This window comes from Ectothiorhodospira shaposhnikovii, assembly GCF_016584105.1.
Classification (GTDB): Bacteria; Pseudomonadota; Gammaproteobacteria; order Ectothiorhodospirales; family Ectothiorhodospiraceae; genus Ectothiorhodospira; species Ectothiorhodospira shaposhnikovii.
The window spans coordinates 39,123-50,920 of record NZ_NRSM01000027.1 but is presented as its reverse complement, the minus strand read 5'-3'; the positions used below and the strand labels follow the sequence as shown (position 1 = coordinate 50,920).

Below are 11,798 nucleotides of genomic sequence, written 5' to 3'. Positions count from 1 at the left end.
CGGTGAGACCCGTAACTGGACGCCGGTGGGTCCGGTGTGGCTCAACCCTGAAATTCAAAATGATCCTCGTGCTTCATTAGAGGCTGCATGACCCGGGTTCCAACCACCTTGACAGCCGCCGCGGTCCAGGTAAGGAAAGCGGACCCCGAGAAAGGGAACGTGACCTGACGGCCACCGGGGAGTCGGATCACCTCATACTACTCCGAGACGGTAGAGCCGATCACATGGGGAAGGGGGTGACAGTCATACACAGTCCGCAAAGGCCACTCGCGCCGGACACTGTCGGGCCGGAGAACGACGAGCCAACCTTCCTGCGGGCGATATCCATCAAGGCGGGCACTGCGAAAGCCCACCGATTCCAAAACCTTTATGGCCTTCTGAATGAATCACTACTGCACCATGCATGGCGCACCCTGAATCAAAGGGGAGCCCCGGGCGTGGACAAGGTGACCATGGCCGAATATGGCAAGAACCTGAGTGAAAACATCAGACAACTGGTAGAACGCCTGAAACGTAACGAGTATCGAAGCCGGTTGATCCGGCGCCGGTACATTCCGAAGGGGAACGGCAAGGAACGACCGCTGGGAATTCCGGTGGTGGAAGACCGACTGCTTCAGGCGGCAGCACGCCTGTTGCTGGAGGCTATCTACGAAATGGATTTTCTCTCCACCAGCTATGGCTACCGGCCGAAGCGTGGTGCACAGCAGGCGGCCAAGGATCTCACCTATGAGCTGCAGTTTGGACGTCACGGTTATGTTGTCGAAGCCGACATTAAAGGCTTCTTCGACAACATTGACCATGACTGGCTGCTACGGATGCTGGCGGAGCGGATTGACGATAAACCGTTCGTTGGTCTCATTGCCAGCTGGCTGAAGGCCGGAATCCTGGAGCGAGATGGATCTGTACTCCATCCGCACACGGGAACCCCACAGGGCGGTGTGATCTCGCCGATACTGGCGAACATCTATTTGCACTATGTGCTGGATGTGTGGTTTGAGAAGCGGATCAAGCCGCGCTGTGCCGGACAGGCGTACATCATCCGCTTTGCGGATGATTGTGTGCCGCGAAGGCGCACTAGAGGACGACAGTCCTCCGTGCAGCTGTGCTGCACAAGAGATGAGGGAAGGCCCCTCGGAGTCGCTGTGCAGGCGGGGGCTCCAAACCACCCACTGCTGCTGCCTTTAAGAGAGGTGGTGGTGAGCGAGCTGGGAAAAGGCGGGGCAAGACCCTGTCAGGTATGGACCGTGGAGTCGAACGCGAGTGAACCGCTGATGAGGTGTCGAAAGCGTAGGGACGACGTCAAAACCGGGACCAGTCGTTATCCCGGGACAAGTCTGGGGGGCGACCTGCTAACTGCCCAGGCGGCGTCCGGCATGAAGGCGGCGAGAATGCGGTCCAGGCTCTTGTGCGGAACCCGGGAACCTGTCACCCCGATGTCAAGGGAGAAACGCAAGAGGAAGCCCCTCAAGCGTGAGAGTACCGATGCGGGGTACAGGGGCGGAGTCACCCGTAGTAGTGATGAACGTCCTGTAATGGGGCGGGAGCGAAGGGGTGGCCCTATCCAGCCTGGGACGTGGGAGCAACCAGCGATGGGAGGACTCTCATGAACCAGGCAAAGCCGTTTCCCATTACCAAACGTCAGGTGTGGGAAGCCTACAAACGAGTGAAGGCAAACCAGGGAGGGGCGGGTGTTGATGACCAGTCGCTGAAGGAGTTCGAAGAGTGTTTGCAAGACAACCTCTACAAGCTCTGGAACCGGCTGGCATCCGGGAGCTACATGCCCCCGCCGGTCAAGCGGGTGGAGATTCCTAAGTCAGACGGTGGAGTCAGGCCGCTGGGGATCCCTACTGTCGCGGACCGGATCGCCCAGACGGTGGTCAAGCAGGCACTGGAACCGGAATTAGAAACGCATTTCCATTCCGACTCCTACGGGTACCGACCGGGCAAATCAGCCCACCAGGCTATCGGGCAGGCGCGTAAGCGCTGCTGGCGCAATGACTGGGTCGTGGACCTGGATATCAAGGGTTTCTTCGACAACATCCCGCAGGATCTGTTGATGCGGGCCGTGCGTCACCATGCCCGGGAGAACTGGGTACGGCTGTATGTCCAGAGGTGGTTGCAGGCCCCGGTGCAGTTGCCGGACGGCAGCATACAGGAGCGAACGAAGGGCACCCCGCAAGGGGGTGTGGTCAGTCCGCTGCTGGCAAATCTGTTCCTGCACTACACCTTCGACGCGTGGATGCTACGGAATTTCCCCGGCATCCCGTTCGAGCGGTACGCGGATGATGGTGTCTGCCATTGTCGGTCGAAGGCACAGGCCGAGTATCTGCGGAACGCACTTGAACGCCGCTTCGCGGAATGCGGATTGGAACTTCACCCGCAGAAGACCCGCATTGTCTACTGTAAGGACGATGATCGGCGTCAGGAGTATCCCGTGACGTCCTTCGATTTTCTGGGGTACACCTTTCGCCCGAGGCGGTCGAAGAACCGATTCGGCAAGTACTTCGTGAACTTCAGTCCGGCGGTCAGCAACAAGGCCGCTAAGGCGATTCGCCAGGAAGTCCGGGGTTGGAAACTGCCGCTACGCAGTGACAAAGCTCTGGGCGATCTGGCGGCGATGTTCAATGCCAAGATCCGTGGCTGGCTGAACTACTACGGTGCTTTCTATAAGTCGGCGTTATACCCGACCCTTCAGCACATTGACCGGAAACTCGCTTTGTGGGGCACTCGCAAGTTCAAGCGTTTGAGACGCCATCGACGGCGAGCGGCCCATTGGTTGCTGCGCGTTGTGCGTCGACAGCCCCGGCTGTTCGCACACTGGCGTCTGTTGCATGGAACGGCTGAATAGGAGGAGCCGTATGAGCGGAGACGTTCACGTACGGTTCTGTGAGCGCCTCGGGGGGTGGTTCCCCGGGGCGACTCGACTCGTGTGTGCTTTCCAGTATCGGGCGGATGCACAGCGGTTCTATCGAGCCTTGCCGAGGCGACTGGAGGCCTTTGGTCTCCAGGCGGCCCCGGAGAAGACGTGCATTCACCGCTTCAGCCGTTTTCACCCAACACGGACCCGGCGATTCACCTTCCTTGGTTTTGAATTTTACTGGGAAGCGGATAGCAAGGGGACACCGCGGGTATGGCGGCGGACCAGTCGCAAGAAGCTGCGCAGTAGCATCCGGGCCTGCAAGGACTGGCTGAAGACACACCGGCATCTTCGTCTGCCGATACTGTTGGCGACGATGAAACGCAAGGTACGGGGGCACTACAATTACTTCCGTGCCATCGGTAACATCAGCTCGCTGTGGTGTTTTCACACCGCGGCAATCCGGTTGCTCTACAAGTGGCTGAACCGTCGCAGTGAAAGGCGAAGTTTGACCTGGGAAGGTCTCAGGCGGGTGCTGGAGGCCTACGCGTTTCCGACACCGGTTGAGGCGATGCAGGGGATACGGAATCGGGGGCTTGCGTGAGGGACCGTCCTTCTGCGCGAGTGAGTATGACTGAAGAGCCCGGTGCGGGAAAACCGCACGCCGGGATCTGTGCAGGGGGCGTCGGGTAACCGGCGTTCCTACTGCGACGGCACAGGGAGATCAAAATGAGCATAGGACACCGCGTCTTCATAGTGCATTCGGATGACAGTGTTGAGCACATTTCACAGAAAGCCTTTGAAGGTTTTTTTTCGCGAAATGAGCCAAGTCTAAAAAAATTCGCTGGCAGCAATATTCATATAGCAATGGCGTTTTACACGCTGAAGGAAAGAAAGCCCGACCAAATAATTCGAATAGATAATATGCGATTGACAGTTAATACAGATGGTTCGCTAGACGAAGATCGAAGCTCTGATGCCTTGCGACTTGCAATGAATCGAGTATACCCCGCAGAAGAGCGTGCAGAGTCAATGGCACCAGTCATTGATGCCACAGCCAAGTTCGATGAAAGACGCTGGGAGCAATATAATCCCAAGCTATCGGGTCCAGCACACAAAAAAATTCTCAAAAGGCTTTTTGGCGGCAATGTCTGAAAATAGAGATCTTGGCTCTTTTCTGTGGCCATTAAGTTAAATATGCCTAACCAGTGCAGGCACGGCGACACCCATTACATTGCGCCTTCGGCTCCATTCCATAGGTGCGCATGCTGCAAGCGTTAGCGAGTAGTTGGCTCAAAACTAAATTGCAGGAGATTGCGGGTAAAGCTATGAGAAAACCAAGAATATTTATCGCGTCCTCAGCAGAGAGCCTTGATGTAGCTGACGCGTTTAATGTCAACTTCGATCACCAGGCAGAAGTGACAGTTTGGAAGCACGGGTTTGCGCTATCTCAAACGACCATCGAATCCCTCGTGCAGATGGCGGACACGGTAGATTTTGCGATATTTATTTTTACGCCCGACGACGTTGCTCGGATTCGGGAGAAGGAAAAACAGGTTACTCGGGACAATGTCGTTTACGAACTCGGTCTGTTCACCGGAACACTGGGCAAAGATAGGTGTTTCATCGTTAAGCCCAGAGATATTGACCTTCATTTGCCCACCGACCTGCTTGGACTCACAGCGGCAGATTATGATGGGAATCGGTCAGATAACAATCTGGAAGCAGCAGTGAATCATCCGAGCGTCTTGATCAAAAAACGTGTTGCTGAGCTGGGCTTAGTCTCCCAAGATCTCGATATCCAGAAAAAGATCCGACGAAAAGTTGGATATAACTACAAGGTCGGGGATACGGAACACCTCATACTTACGAAAATATTGGAGTCATATGCTCGATCACCTGAAGGGGTTGCGGCACATTTGGTATTTAATGAGATCAAGGGAATAAGTGAAGGACATCTCAGCCTCGCACTCATTAAACTGGAAAGGCTCGGTTATTTAGATAAGAGTATTGTTGAGGACGGGCAGTACGAGTACTACGGCTTCTCAATAACGGCTGATGGCATTGATTACCTTTTAGAAAATGAGGAATCGTTGCCGAAAATGGAATCGATTTCGCCCCAACCCAAGACTCCGGTAGATGACTTTGACGGCGACATTCCATTTTAGTGTCGGCGCTAATCGGATAGCCGGAGGGTTTTCTCCCCCGGCCTCCACAACACCCCGCATGCGGGTCCGCACGGGGCGTTTCCTCCGGAGTTCAAAGGGCCATGCAAACATGGTGACCTTCAACGCTGGTTACCCAACGAATCGCCAAGGCCGTTTCCCCGAATAAGAACATGAACTTTCAGTGCACAACCGCCGCATTTACCCTATCCCCTGCACCTGATGGGCTTCGTCACCTTGTGCTGACTTGCCCGCGGCTTTCGGCCGCTCTCGGAAAGACGAACCGCCGTCTTGCGCTTCTCTTCCTGCGCCGCAGGGTTCTGGCATCATCTTTTTTACGGATCAAATCATAGCGCAACGTGAAGTCATTCAATTGCCGGTTTAGTAGTTGATTTCGACCTTTTTTTCAGGCATAACATGGCTTTGTGCGGGGGAATATATAATGAGCGCTGATGGCAATATTGATTCAAAAAATAAAATCCGCACAGACAAAATTAAAAACGTACTTTGGACTGGAGGGTGGGATTCTACATTTAGAGTTCTTGACTTGGTTTTAAGGCTTGAAAAGAGGGTTCAACCATTTTATTTGATCGATAATTTGCGTAATTCCGCCGATATAGAACAAGAAACGATGGAACGCATAAGGGGTGTTATTGGAACTCGCTCACCTAAGGCGCTGTCCCTAATTGATCCGCTGAATGTCATTACCCTTAAGGATATGGATAAGGCCGATGATTTCAAGGCGGCTCTTGTGCAGTTAAGACTTCAGGGATACCTTGGAAAGCAGTACCCATTGATCGCAAGGCTTGCTCAAGAATATGAGCTCAAAGGCCTGGAATTGAGTGTGCATAGAGATGATAAGGCATATGACTTTATCAGGCCTTATGTCGAACGCATACGTGACGGTGACGATGAGTATTTTGTTCTCATGTGCGACGCTCCCGACGATGTGCGCCGCTTGTTTGGTAATCTTGTTTTTCCCGTGCTCGAACTTTCGAAATTAGATATGGAGAAAATTGCGAAGGAGCAAGGGTATAGTGATATTCTTGAAGAAACTTGGTTTTGTCACAACCCCACCCGCAAAAAGACCCCATGTGGAGTTTGTAATCCCTGCGTTTATACCATTGAAGAGGGCTTGTCTCGCAGGATTCCACTCGCGGGGCGTGTCCGTTACCGAAGAAATCAACTGTTGGATGCGATAGATGATTTTCTTCCTAAGTCACTAAGTTGGAGGTTTCGTAGATTTTCACGTTTTTTACGGTAAATCAGTCATGAGGAAATACCTCGATTTTTCCGAGGGGCACTCCACAACATCCCGCGTGCGGGTCCGTACAGGCCGTTTCACCCGGTTTAGCTACTATGTCTTCTGACTTCTACGCCAAGCGCTACCGACTGGCACGCTGTCCGGGGCACGGTAGCGGTTATCCCTACCACGCCACGCCGGAGCAATAAGCAAGACATGCGCCAGCTGATACAGGTCACGGCATGCTCTGCGGTATCGCTGCTTCTCGTGGCGCTGGCAGTCGCTTTGTTGTTTGCAGGGCTTGAGTTGCACTCGCCGACCGAGTTCTGGAGCCCGTATGGCGCATTCGGGGTCGGACTCCATGCCACTCTTTTGTTGGGGGCTGTTCCCGCCATCCTGGCGGGTGCCCCGGCTTACTGGTGGTTGTGGCGGGCGGGTCGCGCCCGATGGCTGGCCGTCGTACCTCTCGGTGCCGCCCTGGGCGCGCTCGTCGCGGTGCTGGAGTCGGCGTTACTCGGCTGGGGTGCTGGGTGCGGCATGTTCGTCGCGGGGCTTACCCATATGACGGCACGTCGCTGGCTTCCTCAAAGAGGGAGGTCCGACTGATCGGCCTTGCTCTGGCATGCCTGGATGGCCTCCACCAGCGGGTCGGCGGCGGCGGGGGGCTGGCCCCAGCCGTTCATGTGGATCAGTTGTTCCAGCGGCAGTCTGGGGCGCCAGCCGGCGGTTTCCAGTTCCGGTTTGTCGTGGAAGTGACTGACGCGACCGATGCAGAGGTAGGCCACGGGCACGATGTCCTCGGGAAGGCTGAGGACCCGTTTGATGTCTTCGGGCCGGAAAATGCTGACCCAGCCCACGCCCAGCCCTTCACTGCGGGCGGCCAGCCACAGGTTCTGCACGGCGCAGACGACACTGTAGAGATCCATGCGATGGTCGTGGGTACGGCCGATCACGACGGGGCCGGCGCGATCCCGGTCGCAGGTGATGCACAGGTTGATGGGGGCATCCAGGATGCCTTCCAGTCGCAGGCTGCGGTAGATCTGCCGACGCTCACCCTCGAACATCTCCGCCGCTTCTTCGTTGGCGAGGCTGAAGGCTTCGTGAGCCCTACGCTTCACCTCCGGATCCTTGACCACCACGAAACTCCATGGCTGCATGAAACCCACCGAGGGGGCGAAGTGGGCGGCGGTGAGGATGCGGGCCAGCATGTCGTCGGGTATCGGGTCGGGGAGGAACTGTCCCCGTACGTCCCGTCGGCAGAGGATGTTGCGGTAGATGGCCGTGCGTTCCGCCTCGCTGAAGCGATGGGTGTCGGGTATCGGTTGATCTTTTTGCATGACAGCCGGTTTTTGATGGGCGGGATGGGCAGTATAGCCCGGATTGGTCGGGGTCCTGCTGGCGGGTGGCCCCGGTCATCGGGTGATCTGACGATGCGGATTCTGATCCTGCCGGGGGCCGTCACAGTCTTCCGGGTGTTTGCGCATCACGGGCATTCATCGGCGTTCGAGTCGTTTGCAGGAATAGGCGAGGTGGTTTTCATCCTGTACTCGATGGCGCCGAACCAGCCCATCCCTTCATAGGTTTCATAGCCGGGGGTCCGGGCAAAAGCCACCATGTGGTCTTCTGTGATATCGAAACCCTTGTCCCGGTTTCCCGGGTTGAATGGATACACTTCCTTGAGCGAGGGTTCGCCCCGTGAATCGGCGATGATCCGATGCTTTGCGTCCAGCAGCATGACGCGGCAGTGGCTTCGTTCAGCTTCATCCAGGGCGACGCCGGAAACGATGGTCTGGGCCTGGGGCGTCCAGTTGAAGAAGATGGCCAGGGCCCCGATGGCCGTGCCGTATGTTTCCCCCTTGCTGCGAATCGCCGTGGCATAAGTGGCGGTTGGGGCATCATCCAGCCAGGGATTGGTTTCGATGTCGGCCACGGCGAACTGATCGCCGTGGCGGGTGGCCATGGCATTGCGAAACCAGGATGTGGAAGACACGTCACTGCCCAGGGCGTTGGGATAGGTTTCCTGGCGTCCCTGGGCGATCACCTTGCCGTTTAGGTCGATGACCCACAGGTCCAGGTAGACGGTGTAAGAACGCAAGATGGTGGCAAGACGGCTGCAGGCCAATGATTGCAGGTCCTGATCCTCGGGGTTTTCCGCCAGCGCCACCAGCGCGCTTTCAGTGGCCCACCAGCGCACATCGCAGGAGCGTTCGTACAGATTGCGGTCGATGAGTTCCACAACGTTCAGGGAAAGATCGGTGAAACGCTTGCCGCGCAATTCACTGCTCATGCGGGTACTGGCTTCCTGGATATGGGAGGCGTAGCGGCCCACATCGACGCGGAAATCCGCGGCGATCTGGTTGATGCGGTTGGAAACATTACTGATTTCCTGGGCAACCACCCCGAAGCCCGCGCCGGATACCCCGGCCCGCGCGGCCTCGATGCGGGCGTTCAGTGCCAGGATCTGGGTCTGGCGCATGATTTTTTCGATCAGGTCTACTTTGTGGCGGCTGGTTTCAGAGAGCTCATAGGCCAATTTGAGGATACTGTTGTCCTGCATGGGGGGCTTGTTCCCTCGGTGTCGTCGTTCATGGTCAGGACAGGCTGCCCGCGGGCGCCTTTCCGTTGAGGGTGCAGGATGATACTGGATCGGAACCAGCATGTGCCGTATCAATTCTTATTTCTTGATCAAGAGCCGTGCCCATTGCCGTGTCGGCAAGAGAAGGACGGTCAGGTCAACGTAAAGATCACCGATGCCCGCTTCGCCGAAGTGCTGTCCTCGGTAAATCAAATTGTTCAACTCATTTGAACAGAGGTTGGCCATACCCGAGGAGCGATCGCTTTGAGCAGCCCCCCGTAACCGATGCGTTCCTGTTCCAGCCGGACGCACTCTCCCAGCCGATTCTCCCGCAGATCCTCGAACAGGGATTGCTCCGGTGGTGTCAGTCGGGTGAGGGTGCCGGTGAAACGCTGCTGCGGATGCTCCTGTCCCCACAGGTCGCGGTGGGCCTCAAGGGTCGCCCGATCCATGAGCAGGGAACGGGTGTGGGGCAGGCGGGCGCGAAGCCGGTCCAGGATGGCAAAGCCATGGGTGTCGATGTCGCCCCAGTAGTGGATCTCCACCTCTGTCAGCCATGGGATGTCCGCCAGTCTTTCCAGGCCATAGCCCAGGCCGAAGATCACCAGGCTACCGGGGGTGTCGGGAAAGGCCAGGCCGTTGATCTCGTTCTCGGTGATGAATACCCTCGCCACCACCTCCCGGCTGTCCAGGGGCCAGGCGTTCTGATAGCCGCGCATGGCGTCGATGATGCGGTCCCGCAGACCGGCGGCACTCCTGTCGGCGTTGTCGATGTTCCGGGTCAGCCATTCCCGCATCTCCCGCTCCCGGTTGTCGCAGGATTCCACGCTCAGGGTATGCTCGCCCAGGGCCTCGTCCCGCATCGTCTCCAGACGGGGGAAGTAGGCGTCCCGGGCCTCCCGGGGGGTGGCATCGAGCAGGGTGGCACACTCGTCCCGCTGAGCCTGGGCCTGCTCCTGCCTGAGTTGTGCCTGGCTGCACTCCCGCTGGGCCTCGCCCAGGGCCTTGTCGGTGTCCTCCATGACCTGTTCCAGTTCACGCAACTGGGTCTCCAGGGCGCGCAGCATGTCCGAGTCCCGGGCGAGCTGTGCATACTCCGCCTCCAGGGCCGCCATCTCCGTGGACAGGGGGCGCCAGTCGATGTCGTGGAAGTCCCGGAAATGGGACAGCTCGACGATCAGGTCCCGCCGGGCCTCGCAGGTCTTGCGGGCCTGTTCCCAGCCGCCGATCCGATCACCCAGAGCCTGCATTTGCCGGGCCAGGGTCTGGGCCTGTGCCGCCGCTGGTCGCGGATCTCGCGCTTTTGTTCCAGCTCGACCTTGATGCGCTCCAGCCGATCGCCCCCATTCTCGGCAATGGCCTGCTTGAGTTCATCGCGCCGGGCCCGCTGTTCCCGCTGCTGGCGATGGAGCTGCTCGATGCGATGCTCCAGATGGGCCAGATCCTTGTGCAGATGGTCCAGCCTCCGGTCCAGCAGTCCGGCCTTGAGCGAGGCAAACCAGGGCCTGAGTGCCTCCCGGCAGGCGCGCAGGGCTTCGGCCTCCCGGCAGCGTTCGGCATAGGTGTCGGCGCGGGCCACCAGTGGTTCCAGATGGGCGACCTGGGCCTTGGCCTTGAGTACCGCTTCATGGGCCCGGTTGAGGTCGTCGAAATGGGTGATCAGGGCCTGAATGCGATCCTCCACCGGGAAGGCTTCGAGCATTTGACACCCTCCCCACGGCTAAAGCCGGGGGCTTCTCGCGCATCACGGTGAGGCTGCTCCAGACTTTTCAGCCATTGGATGGCCTGTTCCGTGGCCGGCGTCAGGTCGTAATGGGGCTCGTCGCCGTGTTCCGGGTAATAGCGCCGCAGCCAGCCCCGTTCATCGGCGGACCAGTCGGACAGGTAGGCGCGGGCGGCCCGGGGATAGGCATCCTCGCCCAGTTGGCCGCGCAGGTGAAACAGGAAATCTTCCAGCCGGTTTTCCAGGTCGGTGGCCGCCAGCACCCGGACATTGGGGGCGACGAAGCTGCCGTGGAGGAAGCTGATGATCATGGGAGCGTTGTCCGCCACCAGCAGCCGCCAGGCTGGATGCATCCGACGCAGGTTTTGCAGGTCGTCGTGGTTCATGTGCTACTAGATGGTGTCGCCGGGGAGGCGGAAAGGAGGGGTTGAGACGGCCGGATGTCCAGGCGCAGCATCAGCGTTAAGGGATCGAGCGTGGAGGGCTGGAAGCCGTAGTGCTCGTAGAATTGCCGCGCGTGATCGTGAAGGGCATGGACGAGTAACGCTCGCCCGCCGACGTTTTGCGCAACCACCACCGCCCGCCGTAGGGCATCCTGAAGCATGGCGCCGCCGAGCTTGTGACCCTGGGCATGGGTGTCGACGGCCAGCCGGGCCAGCACCAGGACCGGGACGGGGTCTGGCATGTTACGGCGAACCGCGCCGGTCGCCAGACGATGTGCGACCGCCCCCGCGGCCATCGCGTAGTACCCCTGAATACGGTCGTCCTGATCCACGACGACGAAGGTGCGACTGGCACCGTTTTGCTGGTTGGCCATCGCCCGGCGTTTAAGCCACTCGTCAAGCACCGGCTCCCCGCAGGAAAAGTCGCCGACGCGGTGGACCGCGGTCAGCGGCTGGGGCGCGCTGAGCGGGGTATTCATCCTTCAGTCCAAGGGGCCTTCAGCGCCATCAGCCGCTCAAGCCCCGGGTTGGGCGAGAGCGGTGCATCGAGCAGGTCAATGAAGTGCTGGAATTGATCGGCGTCGAGGTTGAAGTAGACCTGATCAAGCAGCACGGCCTGGGCCTTGTCACAGGCGGCCTCAAGCATGAAGTCCGAACGGTTTTTACCCAAGAGATGAGCAGCGCGGTCAATCAGATCGCGCTGCTCCGGCAATGCCCTAAGGTTAATGGCGGCGTTTCGCATGATTTAGCCCTGCATACACGATAGATACGCAAAGACCCTAGGTCTGTGTG

At 58.2% G+C, this 11,798-nt stretch carries 13 protein-coding genes; 6 read left to right on the top strand and 7 right to left on the bottom strand.

From position 1 onward, the window contains the following. Positions 1-437: 437 nt before the first annotated feature. From CKO35_RS18045 to CKO35_RS13795, 6 genes are all read left to right on the top strand, one after another. Positions 438-1,607, top strand: a complete 1,170-nt coding sequence (locus CKO35_RS18045; RefSeq protein WP_338031804.1) for a reverse transcriptase domain-containing protein — start codon at positions 438-440, stop codon at positions 1,605-1,607. Continuing rightward, positions 1,604-2,848 (top strand): group II intron reverse transcriptase/maturase, encoded by a 1,245-nt coding sequence (gene ltrA / locus CKO35_RS13815; protein ID WP_200176723.1) that lies wholly within the window; start codon positions 1,604-1,606, stop codon positions 2,846-2,848. The genes CKO35_RS18045 and ltrA overlap by 4 nt, the downstream gene beginning before the upstream one ends. 79 nt (positions 2,849-2,927) lie before the next feature. Next, on the top strand, positions 2,928-3,461 hold the full coding sequence (locus CKO35_RS13810) for an RNA-dependent RNA polymerase family protein (protein WP_200176722.1): 534 nt from the start codon (positions 2,928-2,930) through the stop codon (positions 3,459-3,461). 125 nt (positions 3,462-3,586) lie between these two features. Then, positions 3,587-4,012 (top strand): hypothetical protein, encoded by a 426-nt coding sequence (locus CKO35_RS13805; RefSeq protein ID WP_200176721.1) that lies wholly within the window; start codon positions 3,587-3,589, stop codon positions 4,010-4,012. Between the two features lie 110 nt (positions 4,013-4,122). After that, the gene (locus CKO35_RS13800; protein ID WP_200176720.1) at positions 4,123-5,025 is read left to right on the top strand and encodes a TIR domain-containing protein; all 903 of its coding nucleotides are present in this window, start codon (positions 4,123-4,125) and stop codon (positions 5,023-5,025) included. 439 nt (positions 5,026-5,464) lie between these two features. Further along, positions 5,465-6,286: a 7-cyano-7-deazaguanine synthase gene (locus tag CKO35_RS13795; RefSeq protein ID WP_200176719.1), complete on the top strand. Its 822-nt coding sequence runs from the start codon at positions 5,465-5,467 to the stop codon at positions 6,284-6,286. A gap of 563 nt (positions 6,287-6,849) precedes the next feature. Here the strand turns inward: CKO35_RS13795 and bluB are convergent. From bluB to CKO35_RS13760, 7 genes are all read right to left on the bottom strand, one after another. After that, positions 6,850-7,602: a 5,6-dimethylbenzimidazole synthase gene (gene bluB / locus CKO35_RS13790; RefSeq protein WP_200176718.1), complete on the bottom strand. Its 753-nt coding sequence runs from the start codon at positions 7,600-7,602 to the stop codon at positions 6,850-6,852. A gap of 146 nt (positions 7,603-7,748) precedes the next feature. Then, positions 7,749-8,822: a methyl-accepting chemotaxis protein gene (locus CKO35_RS13785; protein ID WP_274600849.1), complete on the bottom strand. Its 1,074-nt coding sequence runs from the start codon at positions 8,820-8,822 to the stop codon at positions 7,749-7,751. 236 nt (positions 8,823-9,058) lie between these two features. Next, complete coding sequence (locus CKO35_RS18040; RefSeq protein WP_242467204.1) at positions 9,059-10,090, bottom strand: DUF2220 domain-containing protein; 1,032 nt, start codon at positions 10,088-10,090, stop codon at positions 9,059-9,061. Continuing rightward, complete coding sequence (locus CKO35_RS13775) at positions 10,018-10,542, bottom strand: hypothetical protein (protein WP_200176716.1); 525 nt, start codon at positions 10,540-10,542, stop codon at positions 10,018-10,020. Before CKO35_RS13775 ends, CKO35_RS18040 begins: the two co-directional genes overlap by 73 nt. Next, positions 10,500-10,949, bottom strand: coding sequence for a DUF3375 family protein (locus tag CKO35_RS13770; protein ID WP_242467203.1), 450 nt, complete (start codon positions 10,947-10,949; stop codon positions 10,500-10,502). The genes CKO35_RS13775 and CKO35_RS13770 overlap by 43 nt, the downstream gene beginning before the upstream one ends. Further along, positions 10,946-11,485: a GNAT family N-acetyltransferase gene (locus CKO35_RS13765; protein ID WP_200176715.1), complete on the bottom strand. Its 540-nt coding sequence runs from the start codon at positions 11,483-11,485 to the stop codon at positions 10,946-10,948. Before CKO35_RS13765 ends, CKO35_RS13770 begins: the two co-directional genes overlap by 4 nt. Beyond that, entirely contained in the window at positions 11,482-11,748 is a 267-nt protein-coding gene (locus tag CKO35_RS13760; protein WP_200176714.1) for a type II toxin-antitoxin system TacA family antitoxin, read from the bottom strand. The genes CKO35_RS13765 and CKO35_RS13760 overlap by 4 nt, the downstream gene beginning before the upstream one ends. Positions 11,749-11,798: the final 50 nt, after the last annotated feature.